This window comes from Acinetobacter sp. 226-1 (assembly GCF_030329325.1).
In the GTDB taxonomy this organism is placed as follows: domain Bacteria; phylum Pseudomonadota; class Gammaproteobacteria; order Pseudomonadales; family Moraxellaceae; genus Acinetobacter; species Acinetobacter sichuanensis.
Genome location: NZ_JACANU010000005.1, coordinates 168,395 through 182,899 on the forward strand (window position 1 = coordinate 168,395; position 14,505 = coordinate 182,899).

Sequence of the window (14,505 nt, forward strand, 5' to 3'; positions counted from 1 at the left end):
AATTAAAGTTTTCATATCATGTATGAAACTTGATATTGATGTAGCGTGAATAAAAAAAGGGAAATTATAATTTCCCTTTTTTAAATACTAAATCTTAGTTTTTCAATGCAGGTGTAGCAGCAGCGATTGCTGCAGCAACAGCATCATCTTCAGTTTGAGCAGCACCTGAGTTTGCTTTCGGTGCAGGTGTTTCTGCACGTGCAGTTTCAACAGCTACAGGTTTTACTTCTGGCTTCGGTGCAGCAGGTTTTGGTGCTTCTGTACGTGTCGTTTCAGTTGCTTGAACAGGACGAGGCGCAGGCGTTTCTACACGAGGAGTTGGTGCTGGAGCAGGTGCAGCAGTTACAGGCTGTTGTTGAGCTTGATGATTTGATGCTGTACTTGGTGTATCAGTTTGACTTGCTTGAGCAGGTTGTTGCTGATTATTCACTTGAGTTGGCTGCTGTTGAGTCTCATCTTGATCATGTTCAGCAGAATCAAGGTTTTCAAACTGAGCAGGTTGTTGTACAGGTTGCTGTGTTTGAGTTGTTTCTACTTTTTCAGGTTCATCATTTTTAGGCTCTTCTTTTTTCACACATGCTGTTAAAACAAGACCTGTAGCAATCAAACCACAAATTAAAAATTTTTTATTCATATTTACACAAAAAATAGCTTCTAGGGAGTAAGGCTATTATAACAATAAAATTAGAGATAAAAATCATGTACTGTAATGTTAATTTTTGATTGGAAATGCTGATAGAATAGCCAATTGTTTATTGTTCTATGAATTGATGTGAATTGACTTTGCTTTCTAGGTACAAGGTAAAGTAAAATCGCACAACATTGTAGGCCAATTTAGGCTCCATTGTACGAGAAACTTAATGACCCATTTTATATTCGTCACTGGTGGTGTTGTATCATCACTAGGTAAAGGTATTTCAGCTGCTTCAGTTGCTGCACTTTTAGAAGCCCGTGGTTTAAAAGTGACCATGGTCAAAATGGATCCATACATTAATGTCGATCCTGGGACTATGAGCCCATTCCAACACGGTGAAGTTTTTGTTACAGAAGACGGAGCTGAAACGGACTTAGATTTGGGTTATTACGAGCGTTTCTTACGTCGTGCCAAAATGACCAAATTGAATAACTTTACTTCTGGTCGTGTTTATCAGGATGTCTTGAACAAAGAACGTCGTGGTGATTACTTAGGCGGTACAGTACAAGTTATTCCACATATTACGGATAATATTAAAGAACGTGTACTTCGTGCAGGCGAAGGCTATGACGTTGCCATCGTTGAAATCGGTGGTACGGTAGGTGACATTGAATCTCTCCCATTCATGGAATCTGTACGTCAGTTAATGGTTGAGCTTGGTCATAAACGTACAATGCTTATGCATTTAACTTTATTGCCATATATCAAGTCTGCTGCTGAGCTTAAAACTAAACCAACACAACATTCTGTAAAAGAATTATTGTCCATTGGTATTCAACCTGACATTTTGATTTGTCGTACTGAGCATGATGTTGATGCAGACACAACTCGTAAAATCGCGTTATTTACTAACGTTGAAGCACGTGCAGTTGTGGTATGTAAAGATGCGCGTTCAATTTATCAAATTCCACGTACATTCTATGAACAAAATGTTGATGATTTAATCTGTGAACGTTTTGGTTATGACAATTTGCCAGAAGCGGATCTTTCAGATTGGGATCACGTTGTTGAAGCATTATTGAACCCGGAATACACAGTGCGTGTGGCGATGGTGGGTAAATATGTTGAACTGCCAGATGCGTATAAGTCTGTCAATGAAGCACTTTTACATGCAGGTATTCAAAACCGCGTTAAAGTTCAAATTGACTATGTCAATGCTGAAGAACTTGAAAGCCAAAATGTTGCTGAAGTATTGAAAGATGCAGATGCAATCCTTGTTCCAGGTGGTTTTGGTGAGCGCGGTACTGAAGGCAAAATGAAAGCGATTCAGTTTGCACGTGAAAACAAAGTACCATTCTTAGGTATTTGTTTGGGTATGCAATTGGCTGTGATCGAGTTTGCACGTCATGTTGCAGGTATGCCTGAAGCAACTTCAACTGAGTTTAACCGTTCAACTAAATTCCCATTGATTGGTTTAATTACTGAATGGTTAGATGAGCGTGGCGAAATTCAACATCGTAGTGCCGAGTCAAACTTAGGCGGTACAATGCGTTTAGGTGCACAAAAATCTGAATTGGTTGAAGGCACAAAAACACGTGAAGTTTATGCAAAAGCAGAAATCACAGAACGCCATCGTCATCGCTATGAAATGAATGATCGTTTTATTCCTGCTATTGAAGAAGCAGGTATGAAAATTTCTGGTTATTCTGCGGTACAACATCTTGTTGAAACTGTAGAAATTCCTGAACATCCTTGGTTTATTGCTGTACAATTCCACCCAGAATTTACAAGCTCACCACGTGATGGTCATCCATTATTTGCTAGCTTTATTGATGCTGCTAAACAACAGCACCAAAATAGTAAATAAGCATATAGCGACAACTAGGAAGTTTAAATGTCACAATTAAAAGCACAAGAAATTGTACGTTTAGGCGATATACAAATGGCAAATCATTTGCCATTTGTACTATTCGGCGGCATGAATGTACTTGAGTCTAAAGATTTAGCGTTTGAAATAGCAGAAACTTATGTTGATATCTGTAAACGCTTAGATATTCCATATGTATTTAAAGCAAGCTTTGATAAAGCGAATCGTTCAAGCCTACATTCATTCCGTGGTCCTGGTTTGGAAAAGGGTTTGGAGTGGCTAGCTGACATTAAAAAACATTTTAATGTTCCTATCATTACTGATGTACATGAACCTTATCAGGCTGCACCAGTCGCTGAAGTTGCAGACATTATACAACTTCCAGCATTTTTAAGTCGTCAGACTGATCTGGTTGAAGCCATGGCAAAAACGCAAGCCATTATCAATATCAAAAAAGCCCAGTTTCTTGCACCACATGAAATGCGTCATATTTTGCATAAATGTTTGGAAGCAGGAAATGACAAATTAATTTTGTGTGAGCGCGGTTCAGCATTTGGCTATAACAACTTAGTTGTAGACATGTTGGGCTTTGACACCATGAAAGAAATGAATGTCCCTGTGTTTTTTGATGTCACACATGCTTTGCAAACGCCGGGTGGACGTGCAGATTCTGCGGGTGGGCGTCGCGCACAAATTACCACACTTGCTCGTGCAGGTATGGCAACAGGTTTAGCAGGATTATTCTTAGAAGCACATCCTGATCCTGAACAGGCAAAATGTGATGGTCCTTGTGCATTACGTATGTCACAGCTTGAGCCATTCTTGGCACAATTAAAAGAATTGGATACTTTAGTAAAAGGATTCAAGAAGTTAGATACTCATTGATACCATTTTGGTATCTTTTATTCATTCAACTGAGGAATTATTCATGAGCCAAATCGTTGACATTCGTGCACGTGAAATCTTGGACTCTCGTGGTAACCCAACCATCGAAGCAGACGTAATTTTAGAATCTGGCGTTGTTGGTCGTGCATGTGCACCATCTGGTGCTTCAACTGGTTCTCGTGAAGCTTTAGAACTTCGTGATGGCGATAAAGCGCGTTATTTAGGTAAAGGCGTTAAAACAGCGGTTAATAATGTAAATACTTTAATCCGTGATGCTTTGGTTGGTAAGTCTGTATTTGAGCAAAAAGACATCGATAATACGATGATTGCGCTTGATGGTACTGAAAACAAAGAAAAATTAGGTGCAAATGCAACTTTAGCAGTATCGCTCGCTGCTGCACGTGCTGCTGCTGATGAAAAGAAAATTCCACTTTTCCAATACATCGCAGATTTACGTGGTCAAACAATTTTAACAATGCCTGTACCAATGATGAACATCATTAATGGTGGTTCACATGCAGATAATAACGTTGATATTCAAGAGTTTATGATTGAGCCTGTAGGCTTCACTTCATTCTCTGAAGCGCTTCGTGCGGGTGCTGAAATCTTCCATTCTTTAAAATCAGTATTAAACAAAAAAGGTTTAAACACTGCTGTTGGTGATGAAGGTGGTTTTGCACCAAACCTTCGCTCGAACGAAGAAGCAATTACTGTAATTCTTGAAGCAATTGGTCAAACTGGTTATAAAGCGGGTTCTGATATCATGCTTGCGCTTGACTGTGCATCTTCAGAATTCTACAAAAATGGTCAGTATATTCTTGCAGGTGAAGGCAACAAAGCATTTACAAGCAACCAATTCTCTGACTATTTAGCAGGTCTTGTAAACCAATATCCAATTATCTCTATTGAAGATGGTTTGGATGAGTCTGATTGGGAAGGTTGGTCTTATTTGACTTCTATCCTTGGTGATAAAATCCAATTGGTTGGTGATGATTTATTCGTTACAAATCCTAAGATTTTACAACGTGGTATTAATGAGAAAGTAGGTAACTCTATTTTAATCAAATACAACCAAATTGGTACGTTGACTGAAACTTTAGATGCGATTTACCTTGCAAAAGACAATGGTTATACCACTGTTATCTCTCATCGTTCAGGTGAAACTGAAGATTCTACAATTGCGGATCTTGCAGTAGGTACAGCAGCAGGTCAAATCAAAACAGGTTCACTTTGCCGTTCTGACCGCGTAGCAAAATATAACCAATTACTTCGTATTGAAGAATTAACGAAAGCGGCTTACCGTGGTAAGGCTGAATTCAAAGGTTTGAACTAAGCTAAAAAGGTTGTTGTTATTGAAGCATAGAATGGTTTTGTTGATGAAAATAAAGTCAATAGAGCAGAAAATGTGAAAATAGCAACAACCTTTTCAAGTTTTATACTGAAGCTTGAGAAAAAATTAGTCATACTCTGACTAGACAAAGATATTTTTAATTTGTTGTATACATTAAAGTGTTTTCTTTAAAAGTAAACTACTGATTTTAAATATACTTTGTCGATAATTCATACTCTTGTCGATAGCCCTAAATATGTTAGAAGTCTTTAAGTCAACATCAAGTAAAGTTATTTTTATTATTGCACTGTTGATCGTTATTATATTGCAATACCGTTATTGGTTTGGTGATGGTGGATATTTTCCACATCAAGCATTATTGCAGCAAATTCAGCAACAGACTGAAGTAAATAATGAGCTAAAAGAACGTAATCGTATTTTGGCAGCAGAAGTATATGACTTAAAAAATGGTGCAGAAGCGATAGAAGAACATGCACGGCTTGATTTAGGTCTAATTAAACCACATGAAACTTTTGTACAAATGAGTACGATTAGTACTCATTACAAACCTATTTATATTGATCCAAATGCGCCAGTAGACGACAGAACCAATGAAGATGAAATCCCACCTGAACAACCGTAAGTTATGGGCAATTATTCCTGCGGCAGGCTCGGGAAGTCGTTTCTCCAAGACAGAACTTAAACAATATCAATTGATTCAAAATAAAACGGTCTTAGAACATACTGTAAATCGTTTAATGCAGTTGCCTCTTGCGGGGTGTGTGCTTGCAATAGGCGAACAAGATGATGTTGCTCAAACATTGGCATTTGAACAAAAGGATAAAATTCATTTTTGTTTAGGCGGTGCTGAACGTGTAAATTCTGTGCTGAATGCTTTACTTTATCTGACCGAAATTGCTGAACCAGAGGACGTCGTGTTGGTACATGATGCTGCCCGTCCATGTGTAACTTTGGATTGTCTGAATCAATTATTAAATGTTGTAAAACAGACTGAAAGCAGTGCAATTTTAGCAGTTCCAGTACGTGATACTTTAAAACGTGTTGCTAAAAACCATGAGATTGACAAAACTGTGAGTAGAGAGCAACTTTGGCAGGCACAAACGCCTCAAATGTCGACAATAGCTCAACTCAAACAAGCAATAGAACACGCATTAAAAAACCAATGTGTCATTACAGATGAAGCAAGTGCTTTAGAGTTTATTGGGCAAACCGTTCAAGTGGTTCAAGGGCGTTCAGACAATATAAAAATTACTTATCCAGATGATTTAGAATTGGCTCGTTTAATTTTAATGGCACAACAATAAAATTGAGCAAATTCATAAGAATTATAAAGGGAAAGATGTTTTCTTAGACTTTTCTCTTTATAATTTTGTTTCTTATTTTTTTGTAGAAAATAAAATGCCACCCACCGAGCAATATCGCTTCTTACGACATTCCTTAAGGGATGGTCGCAGCTTCAATGAAACTATTTCAAAATGGGATAAATTACATTTAGACCCTTGGTTATTGGCATTTTTGCTTATCAATGCCGCACTGGGTTTATTAATGGTTTATAGCGCATCTGATCAGGATGTTGGAATGTTGGCACGTCAAGGTGTCAGTTTTATCGTCGGCTTTATTTTACTTTTTTTGTGTGCGCAAGTTCCACCTAAAGTTTATCAAGCGATTAGCCCATATTTTTATATCTTTGCCATTATTTTATTGGTTTTGGTTCTATTGGTGGGGGATGTTCGACTTGGTGCAAAACGTTGGCTGACGATTCCTGGTATTGGGAGTATGCAACCCAGTGAGTTTACTAAGTTCGCAATGCCATTAATGATGGCTTGGTATTTTTCACGTCAACCTTTACCGCCTAAATTTCGTCATGTAATCGGTGCATTAATTTTAATGGTTGTGCCTTTTGGTTTGGCATTATTGCAACCTGATTTAGCCATAGGGATTGTGATTGGTGGCGTGTTTGCGCTGTTCTTAAGTGGTATGTCATGGACATTAATCATTGGTGCTATTGTAGCAGCAGCCATGGCTTTGCCTTTAGTTTGGATGTTTGTCTTACAAACCTATCAAAAGAAGCGCATATTAACCTTATTTGATCCAGAATCAGATGCTTTAGGTGCAGGTTGGAATATTATTCAATCTAAAATTGCTATTGGTTCAGGTGGCTTTACAGGCAAAGGTTATCTTGGTGGAACGCAGTCGCAGTTAGGCTATTTGCCTGAGCATCATACCGACTTTATTATGTCAACTTATGCCGAAGAGTTTGGTTTTATTGGTGTTTTTTTACTATTTTTGTTGTACGCAGCAATTATTTTCCGTTGTATGATGATTAGCCTTGGCTGTTTTCATAATTATGGACGAATTTTAGCAGGTACAATTGGTTTATCATTATTTTTCTTTGTATTTGTAAACTCAGGTATGGTGAGCGGAATTTTGCCTGTCACAGGAGATCCATTACCATTAATGAGTTATGGCGGAACGGCTGTGATCGCATTATTAGCCAGTTTTGGGATTGTGATGTCGATTCATACGCATCGATAATTAAAAATAGCATAGGGATATTTCACACAATATCCCTATTTTTTTGCAAAAATAAATTTAAACTGTTGTTCATTTCATATCAATATGTGTTCTTCATTCTTATACAAAATAAAGGAAATCACCATGATCCGCCAATTTTTATGCATCACTACTGTTGTTTTAAGTTGCTCTATTTTAACCACTACATATGCAGCACCAAGGCAAATCAATGAAGCACAAACTGAAAAATCAACAACAAAGCAAAGTCATAAAGCTGATTTTGCGTTATTTGTTCGTTTAATGGAGCAAGTGGATATGCAAAAAATGACCACGATGATCGTAGAAGATGCTGAAACTGCAACAGTTGAACAGACAGCACAGGTCGCTGACGTGATTAAAAATTTACAAGCTTTGAGCCAATCTCTCGATCAAGCTAGTTTCGCAACACCTGAAGGTAAAAAAGTTCGAGCTGCTTTTATTGCTTATAAGGATGATTCAATTTATTTGTTGAAAAATCAGAAGCAATGGGAAAATGACGAAAAACAGAAAGAAAAACTAATTAAACATTCTGAGCAGCTCAATCAAACTTTGGTTGAGTCTATACAAAAATTAAAAGTATTCGCAGAATAATAAAGTAAAAAATGATTTTTGATTATTTTCAACGCCAAGTTTTATATCCTTGTTATTATTGTTAACATCAGCATTTTAAACACGATATTTTAAGTTATGCAGATGGTCGTATGCTCTGTAAAGATTGTGTGAAACATATCATTGTGAGTCGTGAAAATTTACAAGTTGTAGCGCAATGGGTACTCAAGCAAATTGAAGACTTAGGTTTGAAATTTATACGAGGTCATACTTACGTTAGCTTAGTCAGTAAAGAAAAAATGATTTCTTTGGGTTTTGATCAAGCGGAAGGTTTGGCAACGAACATCATCGCTACTGATATTTTTTTTAAAAATAAACATTTAAATGCACAAATTTATGTGATTTATGGTATGCCCACAGCAAATTTAGTCTGGGTTTTGAGCCATGAAATTGGGCATGTATTGGTTTCACAGCATCAGTATCAATTTAACACTCAGGAAGCAGAAGAAGGTTTTTGCCAGTTAATTGCTTTACTGGTGAGCCAAAAATCACAAAATCCGTTAATGCCTAGGGTATTGTATAAAGAGTTCAATAATCCTGATCCAGTCTATGGCGATGCGTTGCGAAAAGCCTATGAAGCATATAAACAACAAGGCTTTTCCAATTATTTTCGGGTGTTTATTTAGGTTTTAAAGCGGTAAATAGGTATATACCAAGCCATACGAAACTGCGGCAATTAAGGTTGCCAATACAATTTTTTTAAATTTAAAATAAATACCCATAAGTACGATAAAACCAACAAACATCGCAAAGCTTTTATTTGGTGTTTCGATCAGGGCTGGCAAAGTTGCTACAATGAGCATAGAGCTAATAGCAGAAATTCCAATACTTGCTAAAGCAATTTTAAGCCATGTTGCACCACGTTGTTGTTTATTTTGTTGGCTTTTTTGAATTAAAAAAAATGGACCGAAACGTGAGGCAAAATTTGCAATACCAACAACAATACCTACTAAAATAATTTCAAGATTCATTTGCTTCTCCTGAAGTGTTGGTAGGAATATCATCATGTTGTTTTAAAACGTAATGTTTGAAAATTCCTGCAAGTATTCCTGATAATATTCCAATGAAAATAGCTGCGGATAAATTGATGAAATAGCATGAAATAGCAGCAACAATCAAAGAAATACAGACAACAAAAGTATGTTTTTTCTCAAAAGCTGCCAATAAAAAACTTAAAAATAATGCAGGCAATAAAAAGTCGAGCGCAGCTTGTAAAAACTGAGGTAAATGCGCAACTTGGTCAGAGAATAGCCCCCCTAAAAAAGAACCTAAAGCCCATGACAACCAGCTAAATAAACTTAAGCCTAACATCCAAGACTCAGACCATTCTTGACGTCTTTGTGAAAGTTTAATCATACCCGCAGCAAAAACTTCGTCAGTTAAACCCCAAGACCAAATGGCTGTTTTTTTAAGATTTAAACGATCTTGAATGAGGTTTTGTAATGCAGGTCCATAAAGAATGTGGCGTATATCAAGTGCGATCACAGTCAGTGCTGTCATCCAAATTGAAGTTCCACTACCAAGTAATGCAACGACTAAAAATTGACTTGCACCTGCATACATAGAGCATGATAAAAACAAAGCTTCCCATGCTGTAAATCCAAACTGAGTTGCAGAGACACCAAAAGCAAAGGAAACGGGTAAATATGTAAAAATAATCGCTTGACTATCTTTAGCACCTTGCCAAAATCCAGCAGGCTTGACGATAGAGCTTGTGTGTTGAGACACGTAACACCTAATTGGGAGTAAAACAAAAGGTAAAATCAAGATTGTGTATTGTACTCGAATTTACTAGCATAGTGCTCAATTGTTTAATTTGGCGATTTACTATGTTGTTGGTGAAATTTCCTGCGTTGATGAAGTCAAACTTAATTATCCTCAGTCTTCTTATTTTGCAAGGTTGTGGTCAATCATCTTCAGACGCTGAACCAAAAGCACCAATTCAGCCTGCACCAAAACTGACAAATGATGCAACTGTATATGCAAATGAAGCATGGAAGTTAATAAATGAAGTAGAACCTTTTGTTTATCGTAAACAATTGAATTTAATAGAGGAAAAGGTTAGAAAACCAGTGCGTAAACTCAGTACGGATTGGCGTATTAATGTTAAAATGACAGATTCTGTGACAGAAGGAAAATATGCTTTATGTCGTAAATCTTTAACAAGTTTAGATAGCTTTGCTCGTGCAACTTTAGAAAGAGAGCATAATTTAATACAGAAAAAAACAGACTATGAACGTGATAAGGCACAGTGTAAAGATGCAATTGATAATCCAAGTTTAGGAAATACCAAAGCAAATACTAATTTATTTTAAATAGATGAAAATTATTTTAATCTTTTATTTTTAGAACAAAAAAATAATGAATTGAGTCAAAAATGCACTGTAAAGTGCATTTTTTAATTGTAGAAAGAGTTTATTTTTTAAGCATTAAAATGGGGTCTTCAATATCATAACCTGTTTCAAACGGAATGCCTCGATATTGTACTGTGATCAACATTTTATTTTGTTTAGGAATAATAAATTGCTGTTTAACTTTTAATTTGGAGTTATAGGCAACAGCTTTTTCTATATTACTTTGAAATGAAGGATTGGAAACACGATATGTATAGGTGGTTTGTGCTTGGGTTTGTTGAGCATCATACCATGTTGGGACTTGTTTTATATTTTTCTGAAGATAAGAAATATGATTTTCAACTTTTACAGACCTTAAAGGTTGTAAACGTTTTTGAATTTTATTGAGTTCTTGATTGAATTTAGTATCTTCTTGATCATAATCAATTTTTTTTGTTTTAGGATTGATGTATAAAGAGTTGACCTTAATGATTTTATTGGGGTTTTTATTGTTTTTAAATTGATAATAATAGAGCTGTGGCAGTCGACCACGTCCATCCTCAAAATGTCGAAGTAAATAAACTTTTTGATCTTTGGCATCATAACCTAAAACTTCGATACTTTGTGGTCCACCAACTGTTGCAAAAACAGGTGTAGCGATACTTAAGCTCATATATAACAAAACGTTTTTAATCTTTAACATTTTATGCTTCTCAAAGTTTGATCATACATATTTTGAGATTTAATCTTAGGGAAATGATAGAGATTCTGTATAGATATTTTGTCATTATTTTTATTTCGATCAGCTTTTAAAAATAAATGTGTATTTAGCGATTTTTCATTTGTATAAATAAAATAAAAGAGGAATATATCCTCTTTTATTTTTGTAAATGTTTTAATGAGATTAAAATTTTTCAGCAGAAGCTAGATTCCACATTCTAAAATAAAAATTTTCTTCGTCTTTATTTTCACAAGAAAGTAATTCACCATTTTTCATCCAAAAATGTAATTGAGCATAGTTTTTGATTTCACGGTCATTAATGCGCTGTGCTAAATGATGCGCTTTAATTTCTGATGGATGTTGTAGACCTGCTGCGGCGATCATTTCTGCAAGTGCTTTTAAGGTATTCTTTTGGAAATTGTAGACACGTTCAGCTTTAGTTGGAACATCTAGCGCTTTTTGACGTTCTTTATCTTGAGTCGCGACGCCAACAGGGCATTGGTTGGTATGACAGCTCTGCGCTTGAATACAACCCACAGCAAACATGAAACCACGAGCGGAGTTGACCCAGTCTGCACCCATCGCCATAGTACTGGCAATATCAAAAGCACTGATGATTTTGCCACTTGCACCAACCTTAACTTGGTCGCGTAGTCCTGCACCAACTAAGGTATTATGCACAAAAAGTAAACCTTCACGCAGTGGTGTACCCATATGATCAATCAGTTCAATGGGAGCTGCGCCAGTGCCACCTTCTGAGCCATCAACGACAATAAAATCGGGCACAATTTTAGTTGCTAACATGGCTTTGACAATACCCATAAATTGCCAAGGTTGTCCTATACATAGTTTAAAACCAACAGGTTTTCCACCAGATAATTCGCGTAGTTTTTGAATGAAATGCATTATTTCGATAGGGGTGCTAAATGCAGAATGTGCAGCAGGTGATACACAATCTCGATCACGTGGAACGCCACGAATTTGAGCAATTTCTTCACTGATTTTATCTTTGGGTAAAATACCACCATGTCCAGGTTTAGCACCTTGTGAGAGTTTGATTTCAATCATTTTAATCGCAGGATTTGAAGCTTGTGATTGAAATTTTTCAGGATCAAATTTTCCATCTAAAGTTCGACAACCAAAATATCCACTGCCGAGTTCCCAGACAATATCTCCTCCATTTTCCAGGTGATAAGGGCTAAGACTACCTTCACCAGTGTCATGGTAGAACTTGCCAAGTTGCGCACCTTTATTGAGTGCCCGAATGGCATTGGCACTTAAGCTACCAAAACTCATGGCTGAAATATTCATAATCGAAGCGCTATAAGGTTGCGTACATTGTTGATTTCCAATCGCTATTCGGAAGCTATTATGGTCAGCTGGTACGCAAGGTGTTAATGAATGCGTCAGGAAGCGATAATCATCTTGGTATACATTGATAATAGAACCAAAGGGTTTATCCGCATTTTCATTTTTAGCGCGTTGATAGACCAAACTACGCTGTGAGCGTGAAAAAGGTAGCGCATCTTCATCAGATTCAATGAAATATTGACGAATCTCAGGACGGAAACTTTCAAAGACAAAACGAAAGTGCCCCATAATTGGATAGTTTTTTAAGATGGCATGTTTTGTTTGAATAATGTCATAAACACCAACCAAACTGAGCGCAATACTGATCACCCATGCGATATTAAGGACAGTGTCTGAAAAAAAATAGTAAATAAAATGTGATTCATGCAGGAAAATGACCCAAGTCAAATACACTGCGATAAATAAACAAAGAAACCAAACGGAATATCGTGAAAAAAATGTATTTAAAAACTTAGTTCTGATTGCTTGAGCAGGGCTTGCCATATGAATAGTTTGTCCAACTTAATATTTATAGTGCTAAGTTGCCAATTTTATAACGTTTTCTCAAGTGTTGAATTGTTAGAAATAAGAAAGATTCTATTTTAAATTTTAGAGATTTTACCATAATACAGGTGAAGTCAAAGCATAGTGCAACACTTTGACTTCTTTGAAGATAGAATTATTGTTCTGTTGGAACAAGCATTAAAATCGACTCATTTAACAGCATCACGATATCTTCCAAAATTTCGTCATCCGCCAAATCAAGATTGAGCTCAACACTTTGACCATCTGCAATTTGCTGTAAAAGTGGTGTAAATGCTTCAGAAATACAAATACCTTCACCATTTGCCCAAAATAACACTTGTTCATCTTGATCTGAGTAAAGCAAGCGTGAAGCAGGCTCAAGTTGGATCAAATAACCTTGTTCAAGCACATCTTCCAGATCACCTGTACCCAATGCTTCTGCTTCAGGAATATTTTCAGGATATTTGGATTCAGACATTAAACTCATAATGGCATCATCCAAAACCATTGAGTTTTGTAATTGTTTAAAAATTTCTGCTTTTAAATAAGCCAGTTCATTTTCAGTGACTTCACCTGCACGTGAAACTTGGTCACGAATGATATCAATGAGTGGATTTTTTAATGCAGTATTTTCAGAAAATTTATCACAAACCCGATCCATCATATCAGGTACATTTGGCATGCGGAAACCGAATGAGTAAGTGAGGCAATCGTCTTCAGCAACGCCATAATGTGATAAACCTGGTGGAACGTAAAGTAAATCGCCAGGCGCCAACACTTCATCAAAATGAACCTCCATTTCAGGTAGGAGTTTTAAGGGTTGTCCTTCAATAAATGCTGAATCAGCATCACACATTTGCCCCAATTGCCAACGACGATGCCCGAAACCTTGCACTAAAAATACATCATAAAAATCAAAGTGCTGACCTACAGAACCACCTTTAGGTGCGTATGACACCATAATGTCATCACGTCGCCATTGTGGAATGAATGGAAATTTTTTCCAAAGCTCAGCCAAATCAAAAGAGTAATGGTCAATCGCCTGAACGAGTAAAGTCCAAAGCTTGGGCATTTTTTGGAAATCACCTTTGATGAGCGGTGAGTTTTTCACAGTCCATTGATTTGGATCTTTGTCTTTTTGTTTGATTAAACGTGCAGTGACATTTTCATCCAATGCCAGTTCCATGACATCATCAGGCACTAAAATCTCAGTAATTTCAGGGAGCGCATTACGCACTAATAATGGTTTTTTTTGCCAATATTCTGAGAGAAATTGTTCAGCGGTGATTCCGCCCAATACGTCTAATGGTTGTGACATGAAAATAGCCTAAGCAGATTTGGATCAATATTGGAGGTATTGTCTTATGAGATGTGATGAGGCGCAAGTGTTAGACCACAAATCTCCGAGTCAAATTACTCAGGCTGTTTTAAATGATGTGTAGTCGATCAGAGCTGTTTAAGAAAGCATGCTACTTGCGGCACTTTTAATTTGAGCAGTGTTTTAAAAAGTATACTGATTTTATTTTAAACTCTCATCAAATATGATGAAAATTTGAAAACACAGTAAATTTTAAGAAAATACTATCCACTATTTTCTTAATAACTGATGTTACGCAGTAACTCTAAAATTAAACTTTGGAGCTAGAAAAATGTGGATACGCGAAAACGTCATCCGCA

15 protein-coding genes are annotated in these 14,505 nt (G+C 36.6%); 9 read left to right on the top strand and 6 right to left on the bottom strand.

The window, feature by feature from the left end; genetic code table 11:
- Positions 1–94: 94 nt before the first annotated feature.
- Positions 95–634, bottom strand: a complete 540-nt coding sequence (locus tag HX124_RS10750) for an internalin (protein ID WP_286384100.1) — start codon at positions 632–634, stop codon at positions 95–97.
- Positions 635–860: 226 nt separating this feature from the next.
- On the opposite strand from HX124_RS10750, the gene pyrG reads away from it, so the two are divergent.
- The 8 genes from pyrG (at position 861) to HX124_RS10790 (ending at position 8,525) form a co-directional block, all read left to right on the top strand.
- Positions 861–2,501, top strand: coding sequence for a CTP synthase (gene pyrG, locus HX124_RS10755; RefSeq protein WP_107009780.1), 1,641 nt, complete (start codon positions 861–863; stop codon positions 2,499–2,501).
- A 27-nt stretch (positions 2,502–2,528) separates the two neighbouring features.
- Entirely contained in the window at positions 2,529–3,386 is an 858-nt protein-coding gene (gene kdsA / locus HX124_RS10760) for a 3-deoxy-8-phosphooctulonate synthase (RefSeq protein WP_107009781.1), read from the top strand.
- Between the two features lie 43 nt (positions 3,387–3,429).
- Positions 3,430–4,719: a phosphopyruvate hydratase gene (eno, locus tag HX124_RS10765; RefSeq protein ID WP_286377887.1), complete on the top strand. Its 1,290-nt coding sequence runs from the start codon at positions 3,430–3,432 to the stop codon at positions 4,717–4,719.
- Between the two features lie 253 nt (positions 4,720–4,972).
- Positions 4,973–5,359, top strand: coding sequence for a septum formation initiator family protein (locus HX124_RS10770; protein WP_107009783.1), 387 nt, complete (start codon positions 4,973–4,975; stop codon positions 5,357–5,359).
- Entirely contained in the window at positions 5,328–6,041 is a 714-nt protein-coding gene (ispD, locus tag HX124_RS10775; RefSeq protein WP_286384099.1) for a 2-C-methyl-D-erythritol 4-phosphate cytidylyltransferase, read from the top strand. Before HX124_RS10770 ends, ispD begins: the two co-directional genes overlap by 32 nt.
- A 94-nt stretch (positions 6,042–6,135) precedes the next feature.
- A complete protein-coding gene (gene rodA / locus HX124_RS10780; protein WP_107009785.1) occupies positions 6,136–7,272 on the top strand; it encodes a rod shape-determining protein RodA in 1,137 nt (378 codons plus the stop codon).
- A gap of 123 nt (positions 7,273–7,395) precedes the next feature.
- Positions 7,396–7,881 carry a hypothetical protein gene (locus tag HX124_RS10785; RefSeq protein WP_286384098.1) on the top strand — a complete coding sequence of 162 codons (486 nt, stop codon included), beginning with the start codon at positions 7,396–7,398 and terminating at the stop codon, positions 7,879–7,881.
- Between the two features lie 128 nt (positions 7,882–8,009).
- Positions 8,010–8,525 carry a protein DA1 gene (locus HX124_RS10790; RefSeq protein ID WP_286384097.1) on the top strand — a complete coding sequence of 172 codons (516 nt, stop codon included), beginning with the start codon at positions 8,010–8,012 and terminating at the stop codon, positions 8,523–8,525.
- 3 nt (positions 8,526–8,528) lie between these two features.
- Here HX124_RS10790 and ygaH read toward each other — a convergent pair whose 3' ends face one another.
- Together ygaH and HX124_RS10800 are read right to left on the bottom strand one after the other, a co-directional pair.
- Positions 8,529–8,870, bottom strand: coding sequence for an L-valine transporter subunit YgaH (gene ygaH, locus HX124_RS10795; RefSeq protein ID WP_286377883.1), 342 nt, complete (start codon positions 8,868–8,870; stop codon positions 8,529–8,531).
- Complete coding sequence (locus tag HX124_RS10800; RefSeq protein ID WP_171405175.1) at positions 8,860–9,606, bottom strand: AzlC family ABC transporter permease; 747 nt, start codon at positions 9,604–9,606, stop codon at positions 8,860–8,862. The genes ygaH and HX124_RS10800 overlap by 11 nt, the downstream gene beginning before the upstream one ends.
- Before the next feature lie 122 nt (positions 9,607–9,728).
- Between HX124_RS10800 and HX124_RS10805 the strand changes: the two genes are divergently transcribed.
- The gene (locus HX124_RS10805) at positions 9,729–10,214 is read left to right on the top strand and encodes a hypothetical protein (protein WP_286384096.1); all 486 of its coding nucleotides are present in this window, start codon (positions 9,729–9,731) and stop codon (positions 10,212–10,214) included.
- A 100-nt stretch (positions 10,215–10,314) separates the two neighbouring features.
- Here the strand turns inward: HX124_RS10805 and HX124_RS10810 are convergent, their stop codons facing one another.
- From HX124_RS10810 to HX124_RS10820, 3 genes are all read right to left on the bottom strand, one after another.
- Positions 10,315–10,935 carry an aminotransferase gene (locus HX124_RS10810; RefSeq protein ID WP_286384095.1) on the bottom strand — a complete coding sequence of 207 codons (621 nt, stop codon included), beginning with the start codon at positions 10,933–10,935 and terminating at the stop codon, positions 10,315–10,317.
- A 201-nt stretch (positions 10,936–11,136) separates the two neighbouring features.
- On the bottom strand, positions 11,137–12,807 hold the full coding sequence (locus HX124_RS10815) for an FMN-binding glutamate synthase family protein (protein ID WP_286384094.1): 1,671 nt from the start codon (positions 12,805–12,807) through the stop codon (positions 11,137–11,139).
- A 175-nt stretch (positions 12,808–12,982) separates the two neighbouring features.
- Complete coding sequence (locus HX124_RS10820) at positions 12,983–14,146, bottom strand: ribosomal protein uL16 3-hydroxylase (protein ID WP_286384093.1); 1,164 nt, start codon at positions 14,144–14,146, stop codon at positions 12,983–12,985.
- Positions 14,147–14,505 lie beyond the last annotated feature (359 nt).

Excerpts from the sequence above, each read along its gene's own strand:
- HX124_RS10810 (WP_286384095.1), bottom strand. The coding sequence starts at position 10,935 with ATGTTAAAGATTAAAAACGTTTTGTTATATATGAGCTTAAGTATCGCT.
- HX124_RS10815 (WP_286384094.1), bottom strand. The coding sequence starts at position 12,807 with ATGGCAAGCCCTGCTCAAGCAATCAGAACTAAGTTTTTAAATACATTT.
- pyrG (WP_107009780.1), top strand. The coding sequence starts at position 861 with ATGACCCATTTTATATTCGTCACTGGTGGTGTTGTATCATCACTAGGT.
- rodA (WP_107009785.1), top strand. The coding sequence starts at position 6,136 with ATGCCACCCACCGAGCAATATCGCTTCTTACGACATTCCTTAAGGGAT.
- HX124_RS10750 (WP_286384100.1), bottom strand. The coding sequence starts at position 634 with ATGAATAAAAAATTTTTAATTTGTGGTTTGATTGCTACAGGTCTTGTT.
- HX124_RS10770 (WP_107009783.1), top strand. The coding sequence starts at position 4,973 with ATGTTAGAAGTCTTTAAGTCAACATCAAGTAAAGTTATTTTTATTATT.
- HX124_RS10785 (WP_286384098.1), top strand. The coding sequence starts at position 7,396 with ATGATCCGCCAATTTTTATGCATCACTACTGTTGTTTTAAGTTGCTCT.
- ispD (WP_286384099.1), top strand. The coding sequence starts at position 5,328 with ATGAAGATGAAATCCCACCTGAACAACCGTAAGTTATGGGCAATTATT.
- HX124_RS10820 (WP_286384093.1), bottom strand. The coding sequence starts at position 14,146 with ATGTCACAACCATTAGACGTATTGGGCGGAATCACCGCTGAACAATTT.
- HX124_RS10805 (WP_286384096.1), top strand. The coding sequence starts at position 9,729 with ATGTTGTTGGTGAAATTTCCTGCGTTGATGAAGTCAAACTTAATTATC.
- kdsA (WP_107009781.1), top strand. The coding sequence starts at position 2,529 with ATGTCACAATTAAAAGCACAAGAAATTGTACGTTTAGGCGATATACAA.
- ygaH (WP_286377883.1), bottom strand. The coding sequence starts at position 8,870 with ATGAATCTTGAAATTATTTTAGTAGGTATTGTTGTTGGTATTGCAAAT.
- eno (WP_286377887.1), top strand. The coding sequence starts at position 3,430 with ATGAGCCAAATCGTTGACATTCGTGCACGTGAAATCTTGGACTCTCGT.